General features: G+C 68.4%; 24 protein-coding genes. 14 read left to right on the top strand and 10 right to left on the bottom strand.

Translation table 11 applies throughout. The features are described from left to right. Positions 1-123: 123 nt before the first annotated feature. Positions 124-1,035, bottom strand: coding sequence for a MarR family winged helix-turn-helix transcriptional regulator (locus tag DDE10_RS13630; protein ID WP_162806612.1), 912 nt, complete (start codon positions 1,033-1,035; stop codon positions 124-126). 250 nt (positions 1,036-1,285) lie between these two features. After that, positions 1,286-2,179: a LysR family transcriptional regulator gene (locus tag DDE10_RS13625; RefSeq protein ID WP_114953328.1), complete on the bottom strand. Its 894-nt coding sequence runs from the start codon at positions 2,177-2,179 to the stop codon at positions 1,286-1,288. 126 nt (positions 2,180-2,305) lie between these two features. Here DDE10_RS13625 and DDE10_RS13620 point away from each other — a divergent pair, with 126 nt between their 5' ends. The 3 genes from DDE10_RS13620 (at position 2,306) to DDE10_RS13610 (ending at position 5,393) form a co-directional block, all read left to right on the top strand. Then, positions 2,306-3,355, top strand: a complete 1,050-nt coding sequence (locus DDE10_RS13620; protein ID WP_114953327.1) for an NAD(P)-dependent alcohol dehydrogenase — start codon at positions 2,306-2,308, stop codon at positions 3,353-3,355. A 50-nt stretch (positions 3,356-3,405) separates the two neighbouring features. Beyond that, positions 3,406-3,822, top strand: coding sequence for a hypothetical protein (locus DDE10_RS13615; RefSeq protein WP_114953326.1), 417 nt, complete (start codon positions 3,406-3,408; stop codon positions 3,820-3,822). A gap of 74 nt (positions 3,823-3,896) precedes the next feature. After that, entirely contained in the window at positions 3,897-5,393 is a 1,497-nt protein-coding gene (locus tag DDE10_RS13610) for a helicase HerA domain-containing protein (protein ID WP_114953325.1), read from the top strand. Positions 5,394-5,411: 18 nt separating this feature from the next. On the opposite strand, the gene fixJ is transcribed toward DDE10_RS13610, so the two are convergent. Continuing rightward, positions 5,412-6,032: a response regulator FixJ gene (gene fixJ, locus DDE10_RS13605; protein ID WP_114953324.1), complete on the bottom strand. Its 621-nt coding sequence runs from the start codon at positions 6,030-6,032 to the stop codon at positions 5,412-5,414. After that, positions 6,022-7,548, bottom strand: coding sequence for a PAS domain S-box protein (locus DDE10_RS13600; RefSeq protein ID WP_284734659.1), 1,527 nt, complete (start codon positions 7,546-7,548; stop codon positions 6,022-6,024). The genes fixJ and DDE10_RS13600 overlap by 11 nt, the downstream gene beginning before the upstream one ends. Before the next feature lie 142 nt (positions 7,549-7,690). Between DDE10_RS13600 and DDE10_RS13595 the strand changes: the two genes are divergently transcribed. Beyond that, positions 7,691-8,137 carry a response regulator gene (locus DDE10_RS13595; protein ID WP_114953323.1) on the top strand — a complete coding sequence of 149 codons (447 nt, stop codon included), beginning with the start codon at positions 7,691-7,693 and terminating at the stop codon, positions 8,135-8,137. 146 nt (positions 8,138-8,283) lie between these two features. Here DDE10_RS13595 and DDE10_RS13590 read toward each other — a convergent pair whose 3' ends face one another. After that, the gene (locus tag DDE10_RS13590; protein ID WP_114953322.1) at positions 8,284-8,643 is read right to left on the bottom strand and encodes a pilus assembly protein PilZ; all 360 of its coding nucleotides are present in this window, start codon (positions 8,641-8,643) and stop codon (positions 8,284-8,286) included. Between the two features lie 148 nt (positions 8,644-8,791). Between DDE10_RS13590 and DDE10_RS13585 the strand changes: the two genes are divergently transcribed. The 4 genes from DDE10_RS13585 to DDE10_RS13570 all read left to right on the top strand — a co-directional run bounded on the left by DDE10_RS13585 (position 8,792) and on the right by DDE10_RS13570 (position 12,687). Further along, positions 8,792-10,342 carry a L,D-transpeptidase family protein gene (locus DDE10_RS13585; protein WP_284734658.1) on the top strand — a complete coding sequence of 517 codons (1,551 nt, stop codon included), beginning with the start codon at positions 8,792-8,794 and terminating at the stop codon, positions 10,340-10,342. Positions 10,343-10,504: 162 nt separating this feature from the next. Continuing rightward, on the top strand, positions 10,505-11,470 hold the full coding sequence (locus tag DDE10_RS13580; RefSeq protein ID WP_114953320.1) for an SWFGD domain-containing protein: 966 nt from the start codon (positions 10,505-10,507) through the stop codon (positions 11,468-11,470). Positions 11,471-11,537: 67 nt separating this feature from the next. Next, a complete protein-coding gene (locus DDE10_RS24010) occupies positions 11,538-12,161 on the top strand; it encodes a PRC-barrel domain-containing protein (protein ID WP_349356543.1) in 624 nt (207 codons plus the stop codon). Between the two features lie 82 nt (positions 12,162-12,243). Beyond that, complete coding sequence (locus DDE10_RS13570; protein ID WP_114953319.1) at positions 12,244-12,687, top strand: DUF411 domain-containing protein; 444 nt, start codon at positions 12,244-12,246, stop codon at positions 12,685-12,687. A gap of 18 nt (positions 12,688-12,705) precedes the next feature. Here DDE10_RS13570 and DDE10_RS13565 read toward each other — a convergent pair whose 3' ends face one another. After that, a complete protein-coding gene (locus DDE10_RS13565) occupies positions 12,706-13,443 on the bottom strand; it encodes a PepSY domain-containing protein (RefSeq protein WP_114953318.1) in 738 nt (245 codons plus the stop codon). A 59-nt stretch (positions 13,444-13,502) separates the two neighbouring features. Here DDE10_RS13565 and maiA point away from each other — a divergent pair, with 59 nt between their 5' ends. After that, complete coding sequence (maiA, locus tag DDE10_RS13560) at positions 13,503-14,150, top strand: maleylacetoacetate isomerase (RefSeq protein ID WP_114953317.1); 648 nt, start codon at positions 13,503-13,505, stop codon at positions 14,148-14,150. A 6-nt stretch (positions 14,151-14,156) separates the two neighbouring features. Here maiA and DDE10_RS13555 read toward each other — a convergent pair whose 3' ends face one another. The 4 genes from DDE10_RS13555 to DDE10_RS13540 are packed head-to-tail and all read right to left on the bottom strand — an operon-like array spanning position 14,157 to position 18,985. Further along, the gene (locus DDE10_RS13555) at positions 14,157-14,579 is read right to left on the bottom strand and encodes a YciI family protein (RefSeq protein ID WP_114953316.1); all 423 of its coding nucleotides are present in this window, start codon (positions 14,577-14,579) and stop codon (positions 14,157-14,159) included. A 27-nt stretch (positions 14,580-14,606) separates the two neighbouring features. After that, entirely contained in the window at positions 14,607-15,884 is a 1,278-nt protein-coding gene (locus DDE10_RS13550) for a spinster family MFS transporter (RefSeq protein ID WP_114953315.1), read from the bottom strand. Positions 15,885-15,888: 4 nt separating this feature from the next. Next, complete coding sequence (locus DDE10_RS13545; RefSeq protein WP_114953314.1) at positions 15,889-18,135, bottom strand: TonB-dependent receptor; 2,247 nt, start codon at positions 18,133-18,135, stop codon at positions 15,889-15,891. Between the two features lie 10 nt (positions 18,136-18,145). Next, on the bottom strand, positions 18,146-18,985 hold the full coding sequence (locus DDE10_RS13540) for an alpha/beta fold hydrolase (protein ID WP_114953313.1): 840 nt from the start codon (positions 18,983-18,985) through the stop codon (positions 18,146-18,148). A gap of 152 nt (positions 18,986-19,137) precedes the next feature. On the opposite strand from DDE10_RS13540, the gene DDE10_RS13535 reads away from it, so the two are divergent. The 5 genes from DDE10_RS13535 to DDE10_RS13515 all read left to right on the top strand — a co-directional run bounded on the left by DDE10_RS13535 (position 19,138) and on the right by DDE10_RS13515 (position 23,946). Beyond that, complete coding sequence (locus DDE10_RS13535; RefSeq protein ID WP_284734657.1) at positions 19,138-19,755, top strand: TetR/AcrR family transcriptional regulator; 618 nt, start codon at positions 19,138-19,140, stop codon at positions 19,753-19,755. A gap of 34 nt (positions 19,756-19,789) precedes the next feature. Continuing rightward, the gene (locus DDE10_RS13530; protein ID WP_114953493.1) at positions 19,790-21,304 is read left to right on the top strand and encodes a class I adenylate-forming enzyme family protein; all 1,515 of its coding nucleotides are present in this window, start codon (positions 19,790-19,792) and stop codon (positions 21,302-21,304) included. A 188-nt stretch (positions 21,305-21,492) separates the two neighbouring features. Then, positions 21,493-22,809, top strand: coding sequence for a DEAD/DEAH box helicase (locus tag DDE10_RS13525; RefSeq protein WP_114953312.1), 1,317 nt, complete (start codon positions 21,493-21,495; stop codon positions 22,807-22,809). A gap of 195 nt (positions 22,810-23,004) precedes the next feature. Continuing rightward, positions 23,005-23,211 carry a 30S ribosomal protein S21 gene (rpsU, locus tag DDE10_RS13520; protein ID WP_010126124.1) on the top strand — a complete coding sequence of 69 codons (207 nt, stop codon included), beginning with the start codon at positions 23,005-23,007 and terminating at the stop codon, positions 23,209-23,211. 84 nt (positions 23,212-23,295) lie between these two features. Further along, positions 23,296-23,946, top strand: a complete 651-nt coding sequence (locus DDE10_RS13515) for an FKBP-type peptidyl-prolyl cis-trans isomerase (RefSeq protein ID WP_114953311.1) — start codon at positions 23,296-23,298, stop codon at positions 23,944-23,946. The last annotated feature ends 35 nt before the right edge of the window (positions 23,947-23,981 follow it).

Raw genomic sequence — 23,981 nt, 5'->3', positions numbered from 1 at the left:
CGAAGCTCTCGCGGCTCCGTTCAAATCGTCCGATGTCGTTCTATCTCGTGTACGAAACGAGTCAAGACGGGTTGCGGCGAATCGCGTCGCGACCGACGCGAGGGGCACAAGGCCGCTTTTGGCTCAGGCGGGAAGGGTGGCGCCGGGGAAGCGGAGACGGTGGCTGTGGGCGTGCACGATCGCCTGGAGCTGGCGGACCAGCCAGCGCATCTCGCTGGCCGGCTCGCCGCGCGATACCTGTCGCTCCGAGCGATCGACCAGGGCCTGCGCCTCGGCGCGAATCTCTCGGCCCTGCCGGGTGATCGAATAGACTCGTTCGCGCCCGTCCTGGGCCGAGGGGGCGCCGACGATCAGGCCGCGGCGCGCGAGGCCGCGGATGATCACCGCGCAGGTCGACGGATCGAGACCGAACAACCGCGCGAAGCCGACTTGGGTGAGCGACCCTCGCAGTTCGAGGATGAACAGCAGCGAGAATTGCCGCAGGGTCAGGTTCAATCCCGGAGTCGAGGCGATGAACTGGGCCTGGAAGACCTGCAGCGCGCGCCGTGTCAGAAAGCTCGGCGCATCGTCGAGAACCCCGTCGACGGCGGCGGAAGCAGGGACCCAGAGCGGGGCCGGGCTCATCGGGTTCGCGCCCAGCTTGCGAAGCATCTCGATCAGCCTCGGCAATCCCCCTGGATCAAGAGGCGCCGTCAGCTGGCGCTGGAGCTCGGCGAAATGCGCTCCGATCCGACCCATGCGCGCGCGGCTCTCGGCGGTGAGCGAAACCATCGACCGGCGGCGGTCCTCCGGACAGGCCGTCCGCTCCGCCCAGCCCCGGACGGTCAAGTTGTCGATGACGTAGGCGGTCGTCGACTTGTCGACGCCGGCGGCCCGGGCGAGCACGATCTGAGACATCGGCCCGAGCCGGTCGAGCAGCATCAGGAACTCGGCCTGAGCGAGTGTCTCGCCGTCGGAAAGACCGGCATGAATGGCGGTGCAGATCTGGTCGATGCGCGCGAGCAGGAAGCCGGGCCGAGCGAGGAATCGCGCCATGATCGCCCGGTCGGAAATGGCCGACGTCGTTTTATCGACTTGGCTCTCTTCGGAAAAATGAGCGGCGCCTTCCCCCATGTCCCCAAGCTTACCCAAGCCGGGCGCAAGCTCAAACCCCTTTGGAAGGGGGCCGCGCTATCGGTTGAAAGTCCAGCCCACGATCAGCCTGATCGCACCACGCCTCCCGTTCCCGCGGCGATGAATGATCGATCGGCTTCCGGCGGAAGGCCGCTGCCGCCTAGCCGGCCGCTCAGGCGCGATAGCGCAGAGCCTCGACGAGCAAGGCGAAGGCGGGCGAGGTCTGGCGGCGACTTGGATAATAGAGATGGTAGCCCGGGAAGGGCGGGCACCATTCTTCCAGCACCCGTTCCACCCGGCCCGCGGCGAGCGCGTCGGCGACATGATCCTCGGGCAAATGCGCGAGGCCGAAGCCGGCGCTGGCTGCGCGGACGCACATGTCCGGATCGTTGAACACCAGCGTTCCCTCGACGCGGACGCGAAGTTCCCGCCCGTCTACCTCATATTCCCACGCATAGAGACCGCCGGCGGTGGGTAGCCTCAGGTTGATGCAATCATGCCCCGCCAGATCCTGGGGAAGGCTCGGCCGACCGCGGCGGGCGAGATAGGCGGTGGAGCCGATTGTCGCCATCCTGAGATCGGGGCCGATCCGCACCGCGACCATGTCGCGGGCGATCTGCTCGCCGAGCCGGACGCCGGCGTCGAAGCGCTGGCTGACGATGTCGGCGAAGCCGAGGTCGAGGCTGAGCTCGACCTTGATCTCCGGATAGTCTGGCAGAAGGCGCTCGAGCGCGGGCCAGAGGATCGAAACGGCCGCCTGCTCCGTCGTCGTGATACGGATCGTGCCCGCCGGCCGATCGCGAAGGACGTTCAGCGCCGCGAGCCCGTTCTCGATCTCGTCAAAGGCTGGCTCGAGCGTGCGGAGCAGCTTCTCGCCGGCCTCGGTCGGAGCAACTCGGCGGGTGGTCCGGGTCAGCAGCCGGACGCCCAGCCGCGCCTCCAGTCGGCGGACGGTGTGGCTCAGCGCCGATTGCGAGGTGCCGAGCCTGGCTGCGGCGCGGGTGAAGCTGCGGGCCTCTGCGACGGCCATGAAGGCATTCAGGTCCGTCAGATCCTCGCGGCGCATTCATGAACTCCTGATATGACTTCATGCGCTTTGTAGCGTCTAATCGCTAGACACCCCAGTCCCCATCTTCCGTGGAGACGCTTCCAGCCCTTCCGGGCAGCATCCACCACAGCAGGGAGACCAATCATGGCCACCAAAGCTTATGGCGCTTATGCCGCCGACAAGCTGCTCGAGCCGATCGGCATTACACGACGCGAGCCCGGCCCGAGCGACGTCCAGATCGATATCGCCTTTTGCGGGGTCTGCCATTCGGACCTCCATACCGTCCGCTCCGAATGGGCGGGCACGCTCTACCCCTGCGTCCCCGGCCACGAGATCGTCGGCAAGGTCAGCGCGGTCGGCGCCGGCGTCGCCCGCTTCGAGGTCGGCGACACGGTGGGCGTCGGCTGCATGGTCGACAGCTGCCAGCATTGCGCCGCCTGCGGCGAGGGGCTGGAGCAATTTTGCGAGAACGGTTTCACCGGCACCTACAATGCGCCGACGCCAGATACGCCGGGGCACACGCTCGGCGGCTATTCGCAGCGCATCGTCGTCGACGAGAAGTTCGTCCTGCGGATCGGCCACGCGCCGGAGCAGCTCGCCGCCGTCGCGCCGCTCCTGTGCGCCGGTATCACGACCTATTCGCCGCTGCGCCACTGGAAAGTCGGCCCGGGCAAGAGGGTCGGGATCGTCGGTATTGGCGGGCTCGGCCATATGGGGATCAAGCTCGCCCATGCGATGGGCGCGCATGTCGTCGCCTTCACCACCTCCGAGAGCAAGCGTCAGGACGCGCTCGACCTCGGCGCCGACGAAGTCGTCGTATCCCGCGACGCCGAGGCGATGGCGGCACGGACCGGCAGTCTCGATTTCATCCTCGACACGGTCGCGGCGAGCCACGATCTCGACGCCTTGACCGCCCTGCTCAAGCGGGATGGTACGCTGTGCCTCGTCGGCGTGCCCGAGCATGCCCATCCCTCTCCGGACGTGAGCGGGCTGATCTTCGGGCGCAAGGCGATCGCCGGCTCGCTGATCGGCGGCATAGCCGAGACCCAGGAGATGCTCGATTTCTGCGCCGAGAAGGGAATCGTGTCCGAAATCGAGCTGATCCCCGTCGAGGGGATCGACCGCGCCTACGACCGAATGCTGAAGAGCGACGTCAAATATCGTTTCGTCATCGACAACAGCTCTCTCGGCTGACGGCGCCGTTCATCCTGGATGCAGGAGAGAGCGGCTCTATCCTCCCGAGGATGAAGCTTTTCTCTCTCCTCGTCCCGGCTGGCGCCCTCGTCTTCGTGGCGCCTGCTCATGCCTGCCGATCGGCCGATTATACGCTCGCCATCGTCCACAGCGCGCCGCCGGAGCGGGTCTCGCCCGAGACCGTCGTGGCGGAGGTGGAATTCGAGAGCGACGAGGTCGCAGCGCTTCGCGGCCCCGGTATGCGCGCACGGATCCGCCGGGTCATCCAGGGCGAGGTGTCGGGCGACTTTCTGATCGTCCGCACCGCCGCGCAGACAAGCTGCGACCGTCCGTTCGCCAACGGGACCGTCGGGCTGATCGTCGGCAATATCGTCGGCGCCCGGGACGGACTGCCGATCGTCAATCCACGCCGTGTCTCCAGGCGCAATGGGTTCAGGTTGACCGGCCCCTCCGGCCGGCCCGACTGAGCCGCCGGCGCTTCGAAAAGTCTCCCGAAAGTCAATGCTTGCGGGGAAACGGGCGCATCGGCCACAGGCCGTGCATGACCAGCAAGATCGACATGGGCAAGGCGGCCGACGGCAATGCGGTCGAGGTCGACCTCGAGGAGCTGCTCGCCACCCGACTGCTGGTCCAGGGCAATAGCGGATCGGGCAAGTCGCATCTGCTGCGCCGCCTGCTCGAGGGCAGCGCCGGCCTGGTCCAGCAGGTCATCATCGATCCTGAGGGCGACTTCGTCTCGCTCCACGAGGCGTTCGGCCACGTCGCCATCGACGCCAGTGCCTATTCGATCCCCGAGATCATGCGGATGGCGGCGCGGGTGCGCGAGCATCGCGCCTCGGTCGTGCTCAGCCTCGAGGGTCTCGAGCTCGAGGCCCAGATGCGCTGCGCCGCCGGCTTCGTCGCCGCCTTGTTCGATGCGCCGCGGGAGCATTGGTATCCGGCTTTGGTGGTCGTCGACGAAGCCCAGATCTTCGCGCCCGCCGTCGCCGGCGAGGTCAGCGACGAGGCCCGACGCGCTTCCCTTGGCGCGATGACCAATCTCATGTGCCGCGGCCGCAAGCGCGGCCTCGCCGGGGTGATCGCCACCCAGCGCCTCGCCAAGCTCGCCAAGAACGTCGCCGCCGAGGCGTCCAATTTCCTCATGGGCCGAACCTTCCTCGACATCGACATGCTGCGCGCGGCCGACCTGCTCGGGATGGAACGTCGCCAGGCGGAGGTCATCCGCGACCTCGAGCGCGGCGAATTCCTCAGCCTCGGCCCGGCCATCTCCCGCCGCGCGATCCGGGTGAAGATCGGCGCCGTCCGCACGGCGGCGCGCAGTGCCAGTCCGAAGCTGATCCCGCTGCCCGACCAGGCCCCCGAGGCGCTCGGCGAGCTGCTGCTCGCGCCGCCGACCGAAGCGGAGCTCGCGCCGCTGGCGATTCCGGCGCCGCCGCCGCCGCCCGCCGCCGACGAGATGATCGCCCGGTTGCACAAGCCGGTGCCTTCGCCCGACATGCCGCCCGAGCCGATGCCGGACGAGGGCGAGCGCGCCGCCGCCACGGCCGAGGCGCTCGCCGAAGTCGCCGCCGATCCTGCATCGGGGATGCGCCCTGCGGCCGAGCTCTACCAGGACTTCCTGATCCGCTGCCGGATGAAGGGCGTTGCCGCGGCGACGCTCGATCTCACCGCCTTCCGGCGCCGCCTCGCCATGGCGCGGGCGGGCGTCGACGATGCGGGCGAATGGAACGAGGCGCTGGCGCTCGCCACTCTGCTGCCGGACGAGATGCTCGGTCCCTTCCTGGCGATCGCCCGCGCCGCCCGCCACGGCGCGGAATGCCCGTCCGACGCCGCTTTGGCTGAAGTCTACGGCACTAGCTCGCTCGGCCGGGTGCGGCGCATGCTCGGCTATATGGAGGAGCAGGGGGTGCTGGTCGTGCGCATCGATCTCGCAGGAAAGCGCACCGTTTCGCTGCCGCGCCTGGGCTGGACGACCTCGGCCGCCGATCCCGATCCCGCCCAGCCGTCCCGCCTCGCCCGGATCGCGCGGCGCCGCTGAGGCGGGGACCGCGGCGGATCAGGCTTGCGTCGTCAGCCGCGCCACCGTCGCCATCCGCACCAGGTCCGACAGGCTCCCCGCCTTCATCTTGGCCATGACGTTGGCGCGATAGACCTCGACAGTGCGGGCGCTGATGTCGAGATCGCTGGCGATCACCTTGTTGGGATGGTCTTCGACCAGACCTTCCAGCACCTCGCGCTCGCGCGGCGACAGGGCCGCCATCCGCCTCCGGAACCGCTCGCTCTCCGCCGCCAGCTCGCTGCGCGCGCGGTCGCGGTCGACGGCGGCGCGGATCGCGCCGATGATCGCTTCGTCGCTGAACGGCTTCTCGATGAAGTCGGCGACGCCCTGCTTCATCGCCTGGATCGCCATCGGCACGTCGGCATGGCCGGTGATGACGATCACCGGCGCGGCCATTCCCGTCTCCTTGAGGCGCTCGATCAGCTCGATCCCGCTCATTTCCGGCATGCGCACGTCGGTGACGATGCAGCCCGGCTCGAGGTCGGCGGCATGGTCGAGGAAGCGGGTCGCGCTCTCATAGGTGCGCACCGGATAGCCGGCGCAGTCGATCAGGAAGGCCAGCGCCTCGCGCGCCGCCTCGTCGTCGTCGATCACGTGGATCACTGGGTCACTCGCCATCGTTCGACTCCTCCGGTTCTACCCCCTGGAGGGTGAACCGGAATGTCGCGCCGCCGGCCGGGTTCCGGTCCACCAGGATTCGGCCGCCATGGGCCTCGACGATCGTGCGCGAGATGGAAAGGCCCACGCCCATGCCGCTGGCCTTGGTGGTGATGAACGGCTGGAAGAGCTGGTTGGCGATATCGGGATCGATGCCGGGGCCGGTATCGTCGATGCACACCTCGACCAGCCGGCCGTGGCCGCGAGCCACCGCGACATTGAGCTCTCGTTTCGCGCCCGGCGCCGTCTCGATCATCGCGTCGACCGCGTTTCGGATCAGGTTCACCACCACCTGCTGGATCTGCACCTTGTCAGCGAGCACAAGATCGACGCCCGGATCGAAGTCGAAGCGGACGCGTATGCCATGCTCCTTGGCGCCGACGAGGGCGAGCGCGCTCGCCTCCTCGATCAGCTTGGGCAGGCTCTCGATCCGCTGCTCGCTTTCACCGCGGGAGACGAAGTCGCGCAGCCGGCGGATGATCTGGCCCGCCCGCAGAGCCTCTTCGGTGGCACGCTTCACTGCATCGCGGACGCGTTCGGCGGGGATCTCCTCACGCTCCAGCAGCATCCGGCTTCCGCTCAGGAAGTTCGCGATCGCCGACAGCGGCTGGTTGAGCTCGTGGGCGAGGGCCGAGGCCATCTCGCCGAGCGCGGTCAGCCGGGAGACATGGACCAGCTCGCCCTGTAGCTCCTGGAGGCGCGTCTCGGTCTGCTGGCGCTCGGTGATGTCGCGGACGAAGCCGGTGAAGAAGCGATCCTTGCCAAGGCGCATCTCGCCGACCGCCAATTCCATCGGGAAGGTCGAACCGTCCTTGCGCTTGCCCACGACGACCCGGCCGGTACCGACGATGCGTCGCTCGCCTGTCCGATAATAACGCTGCAGATAGCCGTCATGCTCCTCGCGATAGGGCGAGGGCATCAGCATGTTGACGTTGCGGCCGGCAATCTCGGCCGATGTCCACCCGAACAGCCGCTCGGCGGTCGGGCTGAAGTCGCGGATCAGCCCCTGCTCGTCGATGACGATCATCCCGTCGGGCACGGTCTCGAGGATCAGGCGGAGATGCGCCTCGCGGGCGGCGAGATCCCGATTGGCCGCTTCGGCCCGCCGCCGCGTCCGATGGAACCACTCGCCGCCGACGGCGATCGCGGCGCTCACCAGCAGGAAGGCGCCGGCGGCGATCAGCGGGCTCGAGGGCCAGGCGCCGGTGAGCCGTTCGATCGCCAAGCCGGCGAGGCCGCCGACCAGGGCCGCGAACAGGCCCGGCCACAGGCCCGCCAGTGCCGATGCGAGGACCACCGCCGGGACGAAGAAGATGAAGGTCGCGCGCTGATCGAGGAACGGGTCCAGGCCCCAGCGCAGGGCGATCCCGGCGGCGATCGCCGCGAACGCGACGAGGCAGGCGCCGAGCGGACCCGCCCGATCGTCGAGGCCGACCCACGACCTCCGATTCGACAGAAGGGCCAACATGAGACGCATGTATGCGCGACGGTGACGGAACGGGACCTCCGTTTTTCTACTTAGGGACATCATCGGAATCCCTGCACCGGCTGCGAATGCTAGTCTGAATCCGCCTGAAAGGCGCCGCATCATCCAACACGGCCGAAGCGCGGGAAGAGGAATGTCGACGAGTCGCAAGATCATGCTGGTGGACGACGATCCGGCGGTGCGGGCGGCGCTCGTCTTCTCGCTCGAGCTGCACGGCTTCGATGTCGAGACCTGTGCGAACGGAGAGGAGACAATCGAATGCGCCAACTGGCGCAGCGCCGCCTGCCTGGTCATCGAACAGCGGCTGGCGGAGGCGAATGGCCTCGCCCTTCTTTCGCGCCTGCGCAGGCGCGGCTTGCTGGCGCCGGCCGTCATCCTGACCACCAATCCGACGCGGCGACTTCGACGCCAGGTGAGCCAAGCGGGCGCCGCCTTGGTCGAGAAGCCCCTGCTGACCGATACGCTCGTCGCGGCCTTGCACTTGCTGACCGGCGATGGTCGCGCCGCTGCGTCGACGGCCGCGGCCGGCAGGCCGCTCGGACAGTTTAGTGGAGGCAAGCCTTCCCCGCCCTGCCAATGACGCACTTCACCCGAAACGAGGAACCTGGGCGCCGCGCCACGCGCGCGGTCTGATCGAAACGATCATCATCGTGCGAGCAGGTGCGGAATCATTCGGCCGCGACCAGGATCGCGTGGGAATGACGTCCGGGTCCGGTGCCCGGTGCGTCAGCGCCCGTTTTGGACGCCGAAGTGGTTCTTTTTGATCGGTTTGCGGCCGGCGGCGACCAGCAGCTCGATCGTCGCCGGGTGGAGCGGATTGGCGAATTCGAAGCCGGCCTTGCCGTCCTTGACCCAGACCAGCCGGCAATTTTGCGGTTCCAGGCCGGACAGGCGGAGCCAGGCGTGGCTGCCGGGCTCAAGCGCTATATCGCCCTCCGCCATGAAACCGCTGATCGACAGGTTCTGGATCTCGATGTCGGCAACGCTCGCGCCCGGATCGCGCAGCCGCGCCGCCAGATTCACGATCCGCCGCTCCGCCTGACGCCCTTCCTGGATGGGCAGAATCGCGAGTTGCGCCTTCGCCACTTTCACTCCTTTCGGCGCCGCCTCTACATCGGCGGGCCAGCGTCGCCTTAGACAGCCAATCTCTAAACAAGGATTAAGCACGCCATCCGGGAAACATGCGGCCCCCTGCCGGCGTTCAGCACCGAAAGACCATGTTTGCGGAGCTTTTGTGAATCGATACATGCTGGCAGCCGGGCTGCTTCTCCTCGCCGGGTGCGGCAATCTCCAGAGCGGCGACGGAGGCGAAGGCACGGCAGCCGTCCAGCCGAGCCGGGTGACGGAAGCCGAGCTTCGCGCCGCTGCGACCGACCCGCGTCTCGTCCGCTTCTACGAATCCCGGCAATGGCAGCCGGTCTGGACGGCCGACAAGGCGGCCGCATTGGTCGAGGCGATCGGCGCCGCCGCCCGCCACGGCCTTGATCCCCAGGCGCTGCTTGCCGGAGCGGCGCGGTCCGACGCGCCGGCGGCGCGCGAGGCCGGACTCAGCCTCGCCGCGCTGAATTATGCCGAGGCGCTGGCACGCGGCCAGGTGGATCCGAAGCGGATCCGCGACACCTATGCGGTACCGCGGCCGGAGGCGGACCTCGGCGCCGGGCTCGTCCAGGCGGTCGATCAGTCCGATATTGCTTCCTGGTTCGACGGTCTCGCGCCGCAGGACGAGGAATATCGCCTGCTCTCCCAAGCCTATGTCGCCGCGGTGCGGCAGGCGTCCGGCGAGCGCCGGTCGCCCATCCCGGAAGGAGAGGACATCCGGCCCGGGGCGTCGGATCCACGACTGCCCGTCATCGCCGATGCGCTTCGCGCCAGCGGCCATCTCGCCGCTGCCGGAGACGGGGAGGCCCAGCCAGCGGGCCAAGCGCCGTCGCAGGCGGCGGCCTATGGCGAGGACATGGTCGCCGCCGTCCGCCGGCTGCAGGAGGATTATGGCCTCGAGGCGGATGGAGTCGTCGACGCCGCCACCCTGGCGGCAATCAATCATAGCGGCTTCGACCGCGCCCGTACCCTGGCGGTCAATCTCGAACGACGCCGCTGGATGCCGCGCGAGGCCGCGCCGACCCGGATCGACGTCAACATTCCGGCCGCCATGCTGACCTACTGGCGTGACGGCGCCGCCGCCGACAGAAGACGGACGGTGGTCGGCCAGCCCGGCAACGAGACGCCGATGATGGTCTCACCGATGTACCGGCTCGTCGCCAACCCGACCTGGACGGTGCCGACGTCGATCGCCGAGGAGGAGATCGAGCCCAAGGGTGCCGGCTACATGCAGCGCAACAATATGAGCCGGAACTCCGACGGAATGATCGTTCAGGAGTCCGGGCCGGACAATGCGCTCGGAATGGTCAAGTTCGACATGCGCAACGACCAGGCCATCTATCTGCACGACACGCCCGCCAAGGCGCTGTTCGCGCGCGACCAGCGCCACTCCAGTCATGGCTGCGTCCGGGTCCAGGACGCGCTCGGTTTCGCACGGATGATTGCGGAGCAGGAAGGCGTGTTCGACGACTGGCAGGAGGCCCAGGCAAGCGGCGAGCAGACGTTCGTGGCGCTGCCGCGAGAGATACCGGTCCGCCTCCTCTATCATACCGCCTTCGTCGACGGCGGCCGGCTGCGCTTCCGGCCGGACATTTACGGGTTCGACGATGACGTCGCCGTCGCGCTCGGCCTTGCCAGCCGCGGGCGCCGTCAGGCTCCGGTCCACGTCACCGACGTCGGCCCATGACGCCGAGCGGCGAAGCTCGTCACGAAGGCCACACGATATAGCGAAAAGAGCCCGTTCCGGCGTCCTCGCGCCGGAACGGACCGATGAGCTTCGCGCTTGATCCGCAGCGGAAATTTCTTCCCGCACGCATAATTGGCCTGCAGGCCTTCAGGAGGATTTACGATGTCAGATAACCGATATGGCGGCTATTCCGGCAGGGATGGCTGGCGCGGCCGCGACAGCTCGATCTTTTCGGAGGATGACGACGATCGCTGGGGCCGCGGCTCCGGCCGCTGGTCGCCCGACCATGGCCGTGAACGCGGCGACCGCGAGGAGCGCGGCTTCTTCGCCCGCGCCGCCGACGAGGTCCGATCCTGGGTCGGCGACGAGGAAGCCGAGCGCCGCCGCGAAAGGGACGTTCGCCGTGACGAGGCTCGCGAGGCCTATTCGGACCGTTATGGCGCGGAGGAGGATCGGTCGCGCGGCTGGGGCAATCGCTCCGCTTATGGCGGCGGCTACGGCGCCACCAGCTACGGCCGCGGCGGCAGCGAATATGGCGCGGGTGGATGGACCGGCGGCCGCGGCGGCTATGAGGAGAGCGGCGGCGGTGCCTTCCGCGGCCGCGGCGAAGGCCGTGGCGGCTGGAGCAGCCGGGAATCGGCCGGACGCGGCGGTACCTACGGCCGCTCCCGATGGGATGACCATTACCGGCAATGGCGCGACCGGCAGATCGAGCAGCTCGACCGCGAATATGACGAATATTGCCGAGACTGCCAGCAGACCTTCGAGAGCGATTTCGACAGCTGGCGGCAGAGCCGGCTGACTGCGGGCGGCACCATGCCCGCCGGCAGCGGCTCCCAGGATGATTCGCGCGCCGAAACCGGAAGCGGAGCGCGCGCGTCCGTCGGCCGGGCGTCCTCCGCGGCCGGGAGCGACGGCACGCCTAGCCGGGGCCGTTCCGGCGGGTCCGCCCGATCGCTCGGGGCGGAGGGCGCCGCATCCCTCACCGCCGGCGGTGGCAGCGCATCGGCGACCGGAGCGAGCACCGGCAGCACCGGCATGGGCCGGGAGAGCGGCGGCGTCGCCGCGGGCGCCCACGACGAAGGAGCCGCCCGCAATCCGACCCGCGGCGGCCGCACCCGCGGCTGACCCGAATCCAAGGAGCGCGGCGAGTTCTTCGCAGGACGCCGCGCCACCGAGAATGAGGAGAATGACGATGGCTGACTATGGACGATATGGCGAAGGCGACTATGCCAGCCGAGATCGTGACCGCGACCGCGACCGCGACCGCGACCGGGAGCGTGGCCGCGGCCGGACCAGCATGTTCGGCGGCGGGTGGGGTGGACGAGACCGTGAGCGGGATCGTGACCTCGACGACCGCCGCTCGGGCGGTGCGAGCCGCAGCTCGGCGTGGGACCGCGACAGCCGTTACGGCCGCGACTGGGACCGCGATGAGGAATATTACGGCTATGACGACTATCATCAGGGCCTGCCCGTCGACGAGACGAGCCGGCTGATCGCCTCCAACAAGGTGGAGGGGACCGCCGTCTACGGCCGCGGCGGCGACCGGCTCGGCACCATCTACAACTTCATGGTCGATAAACATTCCGGCCAGGTCGAATATGCGGTGATGGGCTATGGCGGGTTTCTCGGCATGGGCCAGCGCTACTACCCGCTACCCTGGCGGATCCTCAGCTACGACACGCGCGCGGGCGGTTACCGGATCGAGATGAGCCACCGTGACCTCGAGCGCGCACCGAGCTTCACCCGGGACGAGGAGCCGCGGTTCAACCGCGACTATGGCCGCCGCGTCCACAACTGGTACGGGCTCGACTATTGAGCGGTCGTCGGCCCCGCTCCGGCGGGGCCGACCCCACGGAAATAACTGGACGAGCGCGTCCTTCCCACCCGAAAAGGACGCCATGACGATTCGCCGGAAGCTCTCGCTCGTCCTTGCGCCGCTGGCGCTGCTCGCCTGTGTCCAGAACGCCACCGCGGCGACGATCGAGGTGGTGAAATCGCCTTATTGCGGCTGCTGCACGCACTGGATCGACTATCTGCGCCACGAGGGCTTCGAGGTGAACGTCGTCGAGGCCGAGGACGTTAGTCCGACGGCGCGCCGCCTCGGCGTTCCCGACGACCTTCGCTCCTGCCACACCGCCTCGATCGAGGGCTATGCGATCGAAGGCCATGTGCCGGCCGCCGACATCCGCCGGCTCATCGAGCAGCGTCCGCAGGCGGCGGGAATCGCGGTGGCGGGAATGCCGGTCGGCTCGCCCGGCATGGAGCAGGGGGATCGCCGGGATCCCTACCAGACGATCCTGTTCCATCGGGACGGACGCCGGACGGTTTTCGCCCAGCATTGATACGCGGCCCGGGAGCGCTCAGCCGACGGCACCGGGAGCGTCATTCTCCCGCAGCCGGCGCCGTCGATTGCGCCATGCGGTATAGCCCAGCCGGTTCGGGAACAGGGCGATTCCGGTGACGATGACGACCAGCCCGAGCGCGGTGAAGGCGATGAGGACCGGCGAGTTGAAGTCCTCGTGGCCGCGCCAGTCCATGATGTGGAGCCCCCACAGGAAGTCGTAGAACCGCCACTGCTTGGATCGCCGTGCCGTGACGGCGCCGGTGTCCGCCGAGACATAGAGCGAGCGCTCGGCGCCGTCGTCGAAGTCGATCCGCCAGGCGGGCAGCGCCCCCCGATACTCGGTTGAAACTGCCGCCACCTGCTCGACACGCGCCGCGCGCGCGTCGCCCTTGTGGTCGGCCTCCGCGATCCGTACCGCCTGCTCCATCGACAGCGGCGACAGCCGCTCGCCGGTGGCGAGGTCGTAGAGGCGCGGCCGCCCGGCCGCCGCGGTGACGAGGGCGACGGGCGTGCCCGTCAACGTGCGGATCTCGATCCGCTCCCCGGTCACGCCGGCCGAGCCAAGCCGCAACAGTCCGTCGGCGGCGACACCGAACGGCAGGGGCGGGGAATGCGGCTCCGCGATCGCATGCTCGCTGCGCACCCGCTCGATCGGGAAGGCAGCGAAGAACAGCCCGCTCGCGAACCAGAACAGGATCTGGATCGCCATCAGCAGCGCCAGCCATTTGTGGGTCTTCGACGCCAGGCCGGTCATTCGCACCTCCGCTCTTCCACGGCGTAGCGCCCCGCATCGGTGGCGGCTATGGCCGACGCATGAGCCCTTACGTCCTCTCCGATTATCATCGCTCGTCCGCCTGCTATCGGGTGCGGATCGCGCTCAACCTCAAGCACATTGCCTATCGCGCGGTTCCGGTGAACCTGCTCGACGGCGCGCAGGGCACGGACTCCTATCGGGAGCGCAATCCGCAGGGACTGGTGCCGATGCTCGAGGCGGAGGGGCTGCGGCTGACCCAAAGTCTGGCGATCATCGATTGGCTCGACGCCCGCCATCCGGAACCGCCTCTCGTCCCCAAGGATCCCGCCGATCGAGCGCACGTGCTCGCTTTGGCGCTCGCCGTCGCCTGCGACATCCATCCGCTCAACAATCTGCGCGTGCTCAAATATCTGTCGGGGCCGCTCTCGCAGCCGCCCGAGGCACGGGACGAATGGTACCGCCACTGGGTCGCCGAGGGGCTCGCGGCGCTGGAGAAGATGGCGGCGCCGCACGCCGGGCGTTTCCTGTTCGGCGATGCGCCCGGCCTCGCCGACATCTGCCTGGTGCCGCAAATGTACAATGCGCGTCGCTTCGAGGTGCCGCTGGACGATTTCCCGACTTTGGTCTCGGCCGACGCCGCGGCCGCGGCGCTCGACGCCTTTGCCGCGGCGCATCCCGACCGGATCGCTGCCGCCGCCGCGGGCTGAGCGACCTCAACGCGGCCGTTCGGCGAGCGGCCCGTCGGCGACGAAGCGCGGCGACCATTGCCTGAGCTCGGCGGCGAAGATGCCGTCGCGGATCGCCGGATCGGCGGCCAGTATCGCCTCGGCCTCGGCGCGGCTCGCTGCCCGGATGATCGCCAGGCCGCCATCCTCGCCGACAAAGCCGCCGCCGGCGAAGACCCGGCCCTGCTGGAGGAGATCTCGATAATAAAGGCCATGCGGGCGCAAATTCTGCTCGCCCATCGGTCTTCCCGCTACCCAGGCAGGGCCTGGCCGATAGTGGATGACGAACAGCTGGCGATCGGGCTGCGCCTCGGTCGGTGGGGAGGGCGCCTGCGCCGCGGCGGGCGTGCCGAAGAGCGTGAGGCCGAGGAATAAGGTGGGCAGAATGCGCCGTCCGAGCGCCTGGATCATCTGTCGTCTCCGTCCGGGAAACGGAGACTAAGCGCGATACCAGTCGCGGTTCAAGCGCGTCGCGGCGGCGAGATAGAGGAGGCCGCTGAGGACATAGAAGCCGAGCCCGTAGAGGATCGACCAGCGGAGCGATTCCTCGCCATGGGCCGCGGCCATCGCGTCGGACATGAAACCGAGGAAATAGATGCCGAAGCCGATCCCGATCAGATTGTTGATGAACAGGAAGCTGGCGCTGGCAGTGGCGCGCATGTTCGGCGGGACGATATGCTGGACGGCGGCGATCACCGGCCCGAGCCAGGCCAAGGCCAGCATCTGCCCGATCGTGAACAGCAGCCAGGCCAGGATCAGGGAAGGCGTCATCACCCCGACCGCGAAGACCGGCGCGGCGATGAGGAACGAGACGGCGGGGATCAGGGCGTAGGAGCCGGGCTTCTCCGGTCCCGTGCGGTCGGCAAACCAGCCGCCGAGCCAGGTGCCGGCCATGCCGCCGACGAGGACGATCGAGCCGTAGAACCAGCCGACCTCGGCCAGCTCGAGATCGAAGCTGCGGCTGAAGAAGGACGGCAGCCAGAAGATCAGCCCGTAGCCGAGGATCGAGCCCGAGGCGGCGCCGAAGGAGAGCAGCCAGAAGCTCGGCGTCGCCGCCAGCTGGCCTGCGACCGCGAGGAAGGGCGGCGCCGGCTCGCTCGCGCCGCCGTCCGGCGTGTCGAAGCCGCCGCGCACCGGCTCCCTGATGCCCGCCTTGACCAAGAGGGCGGCGGGAAGCCCGGCCAGTCCGACGATGATGAAGGCCCAGCGCCAATCGAGATAGGCGCCGATCCAGCCGCCGAAGAAGACCCCGAGCGCGGAGCCGATCGGAATGCCCAGCGAGAAGAAGGCGAGCGCGCGCGCCCGCTTCGCCTTGGGATAATAATCCGAGATGAGCGCATAGGAAGGCGCGACCCCGCCGGCTTCGCCGATGCCGACGCCCATCCGGGCGAGGAAAAGGTGCCAGAAATTCTGGGCGAGCCCGCACAAGGCGGTGAACAGGCTCCAGAAGGCCACCGAGACGGCGATGATGTTGACCCGGCTCTTGCGGTCGGCGAGCCAGGCGATCGGAATGGCGAGGCCGCTGTAGAAGAGGGCGAAGGCGATGCCGCCCATCAGGCCAAGCTGCCGGTCGGAGAGGCCGAGCTCGGCCTTGATCGGGACCGCCAGCACGCCGATGATCTGGCGATCGACGAAGTTGAAGATGTAGGCGAGGAGCAGGATGAGGAGGACGCGCCCGCCCGGGCCCGTCTCTTGGCTGCTGCTCCCCGCCTTCATCCCCCTAGAACCTCACTTCGCCGGTGATCGTAAACGTCCGCGGCGGGCCATAGAAGGCGACGATGGAGTTGCCAAACAGCGCGCCGGGGAAGTTGTAGCCGCCGATCCGATAACGCTCGTCGGCGAGGTTGCGCCCGACGGCCGAGACCTGGAAGCGCTGGTCGGCCGAGGTCCACACGATCGCCGCGTCGACCAGGGTGTAGCCGTCCTCGTCGAGCAGCGCGTTCGGCACTTCGAACTGCTGGTAGCTCGAGCGGTAGGAGATGGACGGCGCGAAGGTCAGGGTGCCGCCACCGCCGAGGTCGTGAACATAAGTGGGCGCCACCGCGAAATTGAATTCCGGCGTGTTCTGGAAGCCCCAGATGTCGGAGACGTCGACGTCCTGCTGGGTAACCGGATCGAACGTGATCACCCGCTTGAAGTCGGCGTTGGTGTAGCCGAACATCGCCGATACCGAGAAAGCGTCGGTGATGTTGGCCCTGACCTCGGCCTCCAGGCCCCAGATGCGAGAATCGGCGGCATTGTTGACGAAACTGGCGACGTTGGTGCCGACCGGCACCTGCACGGTCACCTGCTGGTCCTGATAGTCCGAATAGAAGCCGGCGACGCTGAAATAGAGCGCCCGGTCGAGCGCGTAGGCTTTCAGGCCTACCTCGTAGGCGTCGACGGTCTCCGGATCGTAGCCGTTCACGGTATTGGGCGTGAGCGAGGCGTCGCCGCGCATGTCGAAGCCGCCCGATTTGTAGCCTTTGGAATAGGAGGCGTAGAGCGTCACGTCCGGCGTCGGCAGGAAGGAGAGGCTGGCCCGGGGCGTGAACTGGTCGTCTTCGCGGGTATTGGTGTAGTCGGTGTTGGTCGTCAGCGGCACCGCGGCCTCGTTGCCGAAGAAGGGGCTGCGCAGGCCGAGCAGCGTCTGGCGGAACACGGTGCCTTCGCGCCGGTCGCTGGTGTAGCGGCCGCCCAGCGAGACCCGCCAGCGATCGGAGAGATTGTAGCTGAAGTCGGCGAAGGCGGCGAGGCTGCGTGTGTCGACGCTGCCGGCGGTGAAGATGGTCAGGCCGGCATTGCCGAGCACGGTGTCGAAGGCGCCCGCGGCGTGGCCGTCGAGATAATAGACTCCGGCGACGCCCTGCAGCCGGTCGCCTTCGTAGACGATCTGGAATTCCTGGCTGAACTGGTCGTCCTCGTAGAAGGCCGGGATGTCCAGCGTCGGCAGCGGCGTGCCGTCGAAGTCGATATTGCCCTCGGTCTCGCCATCGCGATAGGCGGTGATCGATTTCAGCGTCACACGGTCGTCGACGTTCCATTCGGCGAGCAGGGAGATGCCGCGGGTCTCGACCTCGTTCGGGTCGCCGGCGCCGGCGCGGGTGTCATATTCGTCCGCCGGCGGATCGTAGGCCGGGATCCCGGCATTGCCGATCAGGCGATGCGCGTGACGCGCATTGGAGGTGTCGCGGATCCAGTCCCCGGCGAGGCGGAAGAACAGGTCGGAGGTGGGCGCGAACTCGATCGAGGCGCGGGCGGCGAGCACGTCCTTGTTGTAATGCTCGGTGCCGGTGTTGAGATTCTCGCCATAGCCGTCGCGCTGCAGCCAGGCGACGGCACCGCCGACGCTCAGCGTGTCGGTGACCGGGGCCGTGACCGATCCCACCAGGTCGATCTGGTCGTAGCTGCCATAGGAGGCGCGCACCCGGCCGCTGAACTCGTTGCCAAGCCGACGGGTGACATATTTGACGGCGCCGCCGATCGTGTTGCGGCCGTAGAGCGTGCCCTGCGGACCGCGCAGGACCTCGATCCGCTCGACGTCGAAGATGTCGAGCACGGCGGCCTGCGGCCGGGCGACATAGACGTCGTCGAGATAGAGGCCGACGCCCGGCTCGAAGCCCCATAGCGGATCCTGCTGGCCGACGCCGCGGATGAAGCCGATCAGCGTCGAATTGGAGCCGCGCGCGATCTGCAGCGTCGTGTTCGGCGTGCGCTGCATGACCGCGGTGAGATCGGTGGCGCCCTGGTCCTCCAGGGTCTCGCCGTCGAGTGCGGTGACCGAGATCGGCACGTCTTGGAGGCTCTCGGACCGGCGCCGGGCCGTTACCAGAATCTCCTCGTCGCCGGCGCTCTCCTCGATGCCGTCGACATTGGCCGCGGCGACCTGGGTCTCCTCGTCCTGGGCCAGAGCGGGCGCGGCGGCGATCAGGGCGGCGAAGGCTGTGCCGAGCTTGAGGCCGATCGAAAGGCGTGACGTGCTGGACATGGGCTCCTCCTCAGATTTCATGGGCTTGGGCAAGGCGGTCGCGCGCCAGGCGCTCCGCAAAGTCGGTCAGGATGCGGTTGAACGTCTCGGGCTGTTCGAGATGCGGCGCATGGCCGGAGAGGTCGAAGCGGACGGCACGCGCATCCGGCAAGGCGGCGACTAGATGGTCGGCGGTGTCGTCTCCATAGAGCCGGCTCTGGCCGCCATGAACGATCAGGGTCGGATGCCTGAGGCGGCTCAGCAGCGCGCGGACGTCTTGCCTGATCAGGGATGACCACAAGGCGGCGATCGTCCCGGGATCGTTGCGGGCGAATTCGTCCCCGGCCCAATCCGCCAGCGCCTGCAGCTCGGGCGGCACCGGCTGGGCGACGATTCCCTGTCCGGCCGAGGCGGCAAAGGCCGGGAAGTCGGCCCGGATCGCCGCGCTCCGAGCCTCGCAGGCCTCGGCCGAGAGACCGAGATCCCACGCCTCGTCGTTGAGGACGCGCGCGGTCATGTCGACCACCACGGCGCCGGCGAAGCGTCGACCGGCGGCGCCTGCCAGCACGTGCCAGAGGATGGTGGCGCCGAGGGACCAGCCGACCCCGATCGTGCCGGCGAGGTCGAGCGAATCGACCAGTTCGGCGAGATCCTGCGCCAGGCGCTCAACCGTTGGCGCGGCGTCCCCAGCGGCCGATTCGCCATGGCCGCGCAGGTCAGGGATGATCACTCGGAATTGGCTGGCGAGGGCGATCTGCTCGCGGAAGAAGCCGCCATGCGCCATCAGCCCGTGCACCAGCACGAGCGGCGTGCCGCGGCCCTCGTCGCGATAGGCCAGCTGCGCCCCGTCAGATGCCCTGAAGACCTTCAACGCCTCTCCCCCGAGCGGCCTTTTACTGACCGCCTCTGCGGCGCCTCTGTCCGAATATGAAAGGTGAGTCAATATTCAGTTTATATGCTGATCCCATCCTGACTTGCACCAAGCTGAAACTCGGTTCAGGTTCGGCGGTGGGAGGAGCCTGGATGAACGATATGGGTCAGGCCGCGGTGTCCGCCGACAAGGCTCCGCGCACCGAGCGTGGACGCCGGACGGTGCGCAAGCTGCTCGAGGCGGCGGCGCAGGAATTCGGCGAGCGGGGCTTCCACGAGTCGGCGATCACCGGAATCACCGCCCGTGCAGGCGTCGCACTCGGCACCTTCTACACCTATTTCGAAAGCAAGGAGGAGCTGTTCCGGGCGCTTGTGCGCGACATGAGCGACGCGGTCCGTGCCCATGTCGCCGAGGCCGTCGCGGGCGCACCCGACCGCCTTGCCGCCGAGCGCACCGGTCTCGCCGCCTTCATCGCCTTCGTCCGACGCCACCCCGAGCTCTACCGGATCATCGAGGAGGCGCAGTTCGTCGCCGAGGACGTCTATCGCGAACATTATCTGACCTTCGTCGAAGGCTATGGCCGCAATCTTGCCGCCGCCCGCCGGCGCGGCGAGATCTCGGAAGGGCCGGACGAACTGCGCGCCTGGGTGCTCATCGGGATGAGCGTCTTCCTGGGCATGCGTTACGGGATCTGGCTGCAGGACCGCTCGCCCGAGGAAGTGGCGGACGAGGCGATCGCCTTCGTCTCGGAGGGCCTGAGGAAGAGGTGAGCATGCCCCTCTCCCTTCGCCGGACGGCTCGGTGGTGAACGCCGACTATCCCGATCTCCTCGCCCGGCGGGCGTCGCTGTCGCCGGAAAAGCTCGCGCTCGAGGAGGTCGCGACCGGGCGAAGGCGGACCTATTCCGAGCTCGACGCCCGCGCGACCGGCGCAGCCGCGGCGCTCGCCGCGCATGGAATCGGCGCCGGGGATCGGGTCGCCATGCTCTGCCGCAACCGTATCGAATTCTTCGAGCTGCTGTTCGGCTGCGCGCGACTCGGTGCCGTGCTCGTTCCCTTGAACTGGCGAATGCCGGCGGCCGAGCTGGATGGGCTGATCGCCGATGCCCAGCCAAGCGTCATCGTCCATGGCGACGAGGATGAGGCCGTGGTCGGTCAGCTGGAGGCGCCGCCTCCGGCCGTCGCGCTCGGCAAAGCCTATGAGCGAATGATCGCGGACGCACCCACTGCAGCCGTCCGATCGAGCTGGCCGAGCCCCTCGACCTGGTACCTGCTCTACACGTCCGGGACGACCGGGCGACCGAAAGGCGTCATCTACACCTATCGGATGGCGGTCGCGAACTACGTCAATATCGGATCGTGCATCGAGCTGCGCGCAGGCGATCGCGTGGTGAGCTTCCTGCCTTTCTTCCACACCGCCGGCATCAACCTCCACGCGTTGCCGGCGCTGATGGCCGGCGCTCGTGTCCAGCTGCTCGACGGGTTCGACGCGCAGGCTCTGGTCGCTTTGCTCGAGGAGCGGAGGATCGATGCCTTCTTCGCGGTTCCCACGGTCTACCAGGCCCTGCTCGACCACGCCCGCTTCGCCGCCGCGCCGCTCCAGGCGGTACGCCACTGGGGCTGCGGCGGCGCGCCGCTGTCCGACAGCCTCGTCGAGCGCTACCGCGCCTTGGGCGTGCGCGTATGCAACGGCATGGGCATGACCGAGACCGGGCCTACCGCCTTCCTCGTCGATCCGGCCGACGCCTGGAATCGGATCGGCTCGGTCGGCAAGCCGCAATTGCTGTCGAACGTGCGAATCGTCGATCGCGAGGGCCGCGACGTTGCCGACGGCGAGGTCGGCGACCTGCTCTTCGCCGGGCCGGGCGTGACCCCGGGCTATTGGCGCAACGAGGAGGCGACTCGCGCCGCCTTTACCGAGGACGGCTGGCTGCGATCGGGCGATCTCGCCCGCCGCGACGCCGACGGCTTCTACTATGTCGTCGGACGGCGAAAGGAGATGTTCATCTCGGGCGGCGAGAACATCTATCCGGTCGAGGTCGAGAATGTGCTCTGCGCCCATCCCGGGGTGGTCGACGCCGCCGTCATCGGCGAGGCCGATCCCAAATGGGGGGAGGTGGGCTGCGCCTTCGTCCAGCTCGGCGCTGGCGCACGTGCCGATGCCGCGCTGCTCGCCGCCTTCTGCCGCGAGCGGCTCGCCGGTTACAAGGTGCCGCGGCGTTTCGTTTTCGTCGACGACTTCCCGCGCACGTCGGCGGGGAAGATCCAGAAGCACCGGCTGCGCGAAGTCCCCGAGAACATTCTCAGCGCCGTTGATTGACTTTTAACCGCTGGGCGACCACATGGCGGACAGCGAGGCGTCATGCAGCGTGAACGGGCGGTCCTCCGCCCCGGCTCCGCCTCGGTTTGATTGAGCTTCCCTTTTCACGCGGGTCGTTCTGAACCCGCCGCATCGCGCGTGCCTCATGGGCCGTGCGCGATGCCGCACACGAGTGAGTCATCCTTACAATGTCTTTCCAGAATCTCGGGCTCTCGCAGCCCGTCCTGAAGGCGCTTGCCGCCAAGAATTATTCGCAGGCGACGCCGATCCAGACCCGGGCTATCCCGGTGCTGCTCGAGGGGCGCGACCTGCTCGGCATCGCCCAGACCGGCACCGGCAAGACGGCGGCGTTCATGCTGCCGTCGATCGACCGGCTGGCCGCCGCGACCCGCATCCCGCGCCCGGCGACCTGCCGGATGCTGATCCTCGCGCCGACCCGCGAGCTCGCCAGCCAGATTGCCGAGAGCGCCCTGGCCTATAGCCGCTTCTCGCGGCTGTCGGTCACCACCGCCTTCGGCGGCGTGCCGATCGGCAAGCAGCGCCGCGCGCTTGAGCGCGGGGTCGACATCCTCGTCGCTACGCCGGGCCGCCTGATCGACCTGGTCGAGCAGAGATATCTGTCGTTGCGCGAGGTCGAGATCCTCGTCCTCGACGAAGCCGACCAGATGCTCGACCTGGGCTTCATCCACGCGTTGAAGCAGATCGTGAAGCTGGTCCCGGCCAAGCGGCAGACTCTGTTCTTCTCCGCGACCATGCCCAAGACGATCGCCGAGCTGGCCGGCCGCTTCCTCACCGATCCGGCCGAGGTGCGGGTCGCCCCCGCCTCGACCACCGCCGAGCGGGTCGACCAGTTCGTGAGCTTCCTCAACCAGACCGAGAAGCAGGCGCTGCTGACGATGATGCTGCGCGTCGGCTTCTCCGACAAGGGCTCGATGGAGCGCGTGCTCGTCTTCACCCGCACCAAGCATGGCGCCGACCGGGTCGTGAAGCTGCTTGCCGGCAGCGGCATCGCCGCCAATGCGATCCACGGCAACAAGAGCCAGCCCCAGCGCGAGAAGGCGCTCGCCGCCTTCAAGTCGGGCGAGGTGAGGATTCTCGTTGCGACCGACATTGCCGCGCGCGGCATCGACGTCTCGGGGGTCAGCCACGTCATCAATTTCGAGCTGCCCAACGTCGCCGAGCAATATGTCCACCGCATCGGCCGCACCGCGCGCGCCGGAGCGGCGGGCGTGGCGATCGCCTTCTGCGCCGAGGACGAGCGTCCTTATCTGCGCGACATCGAGAAGCTGACCCGCCAGAAGATCGACGTGGCGCCGCTGCCGGCCAACTTTACCGCCGAGGCCGAGCGGATCAGGGCGACCCGCGCGCCGGTCTCGCTCCGCGAGGAGCGCACGGCGCCGCGGCACGAGGAACGCCGCCCGCGGCGGCCGCAGGGCCAGCGCGGCCGCTACGCCTCGGCGGTCAAGCCGGCGGGGGCAGGCCGGCGGCGCGCCTCGCGCGGCTGATTTCGGCTGTGGCCGCGGCGCCGATGGGCGCCGCGGTCTCTTGCCACAAGGCCCCTACCCTGCTAACGCGCCCGCCGACGCCGCGGGGGAAGTGCTTCGCGGCGAAGTCATTTTTGTGCTATATACTTGATTTTCAGGGGCGTCTCCTGGGCGTCCGGCGATAACCCGTTCAGAAAGGAAGAGTGGCGAGCGTTTATGCAGATCATCGTCCGCGATAACAATGTCGACCAGGCGCTGCGCGCCCTGAAGAAGAAGCTGCAGCGCGAGGGCGTGTATCGCGAGATGAAGCTGAGGCGCCACTATGAGAAGCCGTCGGAGAAGCGCGCTCGCGAGCGCGCCGCGGCGATCCGCCGGGCCCGCAAGCTGGAGCGCAAGCGCGCCGAGCGTGACGGCGTCCGCTGAGGCGCGACGCCGCGCCATCACGGCTTGGCTAATCGAAGGGGCGGCGATAGACCATCGCCGCCCGTTCCTTTTCTGGGGATCCTCATGTCCGTCACTGCCGTGCCGATTCGCCCGCTTCGCCGCGGCTCCGTGCTGAAGCTCTGGATCGGACTGCTCGTCCTCTCCCTGGCGGCGGCCGGCCTCGCCTGGATCGGGACGGCTGGGCAGCAGGTCGCGACGACCGCTTCGGGCCTGCGCTACCAGGTGGTCCAGGAAGGCGAGGGGCCGACGATCACCGCGGCCGATCTCGTCCTGCTCCATTATACCGGGCGGCTCGAGAACGGCACCGTCTTCGACAGCAGCGAGCAGCGCGGCGGACAGCCGATGGTGGCCAGCGTCGGCAACATCATCCCTGGCTTCGCCGAAGGACTGCAGATGATGCAGAAGGGCGGCCGCTACCGCCTCTGGATCCCGCCCGAGCTGGGCTATGGCGACCGGGTGCCGCCGGGCGCCCCGTTCGGACCGACGGACACGCTCATCTTCGACATCGAGATACTCGAGATCGCGCCGGGCATGGCGGCGATGCAGAACATGATGGGCCCCGGCGGCGGCGCGCCCGGCGCGGCCCCCCCGGAAGGCATGGGTCCGCCCGAAGGCGCCGGGCCGCCTCAGGGCGCCGGGCCGCCGCCGGGCGCAGCCCCCGCCAGCGAAGATGCGACCGGCGCCCCGCCGGCGCCGACCGGCAACAGCCAGTAGGCCGCAATCGTCACCCGAATAGGGACCGATCGCCA

This window comes from Sphingosinicella terrae (assembly GCF_003347635.1).
GTDB lineage: Bacteria > Pseudomonadota > Alphaproteobacteria > Sphingomonadales > Sphingomonadaceae > Allosphingosinicella > Allosphingosinicella terrae.
This window is presented reverse-complemented; position numbering and strand designations above follow the sequence as displayed.

Excerpts from the sequence above, each read along its gene's own strand:
- DDE10_RS24010 (WP_349356543.1), top strand. The coding sequence starts at position 11,538 with ATGGCTGACTATGGACGATATGGCGAAGGCGACTATGCCAGCCGAGAT.
- DDE10_RS13600 (WP_284734659.1), bottom strand. The coding sequence starts at position 7,548 with ATGCGTCTCATGTTGGCCCTTCTGTCGAATCGGAGGTCGTGGGTCGGC.
- DDE10_RS13620 (WP_114953327.1), top strand. The coding sequence starts at position 2,306 with ATGGCCACCAAAGCTTATGGCGCTTATGCCGCCGACAAGCTGCTCGAG.
- DDE10_RS13555 (WP_114953316.1), bottom strand. The coding sequence starts at position 14,579 with ATGATCCAGGCGCTCGGACGGCGCATTCTGCCCACCTTATTCCTCGGC.
- DDE10_RS13615 (WP_114953326.1), top strand. The coding sequence starts at position 3,406 with ATGAAGCTTTTCTCTCTCCTCGTCCCGGCTGGCGCCCTCGTCTTCGTG.
- DDE10_RS13610 (WP_114953325.1), top strand. The coding sequence starts at position 3,897 with ATGACCAGCAAGATCGACATGGGCAAGGCGGCCGACGGCAATGCGGTC.
- DDE10_RS13580 (WP_114953320.1), top strand. The coding sequence starts at position 10,505 with ATGTCAGATAACCGATATGGCGGCTATTCCGGCAGGGATGGCTGGCGC.
- DDE10_RS13595 (WP_114953323.1), top strand. The coding sequence starts at position 7,691 with ATGTCGACGAGTCGCAAGATCATGCTGGTGGACGACGATCCGGCGGTG.
- DDE10_RS13570 (WP_114953319.1), top strand. The coding sequence starts at position 12,244 with ATGACGATTCGCCGGAAGCTCTCGCTCGTCCTTGCGCCGCTGGCGCTG.
- DDE10_RS13535 (WP_284734657.1), top strand. The coding sequence starts at position 19,138 with ATGAACGATATGGGTCAGGCCGCGGTGTCCGCCGACAAGGCTCCGCGC.
- fixJ (WP_114953324.1), bottom strand. The coding sequence starts at position 6,032 with ATGGCGAGTGACCCAGTGATCCACGTGATCGACGACGACGAGGCGGCG.
- DDE10_RS13545 (WP_114953314.1), bottom strand. The coding sequence starts at position 18,135 with ATGTCCAGCACGTCACGCCTTTCGATCGGCCTCAAGCTCGGCACAGCC.
- DDE10_RS13565 (WP_114953318.1), bottom strand. The coding sequence starts at position 13,443 with ATGACCGGCCTGGCGTCGAAGACCCACAAATGGCTGGCGCTGCTGATG.
- DDE10_RS13630 (WP_162806612.1), bottom strand. The coding sequence starts at position 1,035 with ATGGCGCGATTCCTCGCTCGGCCCGGCTTCCTGCTCGCGCGCATCGAC.
- DDE10_RS13515 (WP_114953311.1), top strand. The coding sequence starts at position 23,296 with ATGTCCGTCACTGCCGTGCCGATTCGCCCGCTTCGCCGCGGCTCCGTG.
- DDE10_RS13525 (WP_114953312.1), top strand. The coding sequence starts at position 21,493 with ATGTCTTTCCAGAATCTCGGGCTCTCGCAGCCCGTCCTGAAGGCGCTT.
- rpsU (WP_010126124.1), top strand. The coding sequence starts at position 23,005 with ATGCAGATCATCGTCCGCGATAACAATGTCGACCAGGCGCTGCGCGCC.
- DDE10_RS13550 (WP_114953315.1), bottom strand. The coding sequence starts at position 15,884 with ATGAAGGCGGGGAGCAGCAGCCAAGAGACGGGCCCGGGCGGGCGCGTC.
- DDE10_RS13625 (WP_114953328.1), bottom strand. The coding sequence starts at position 2,179 with ATGCGCCGCGAGGATCTGACGGACCTGAATGCCTTCATGGCCGTCGCA.
- maiA (WP_114953317.1), top strand. The coding sequence starts at position 13,503 with ATGAGCCCTTACGTCCTCTCCGATTATCATCGCTCGTCCGCCTGCTAT.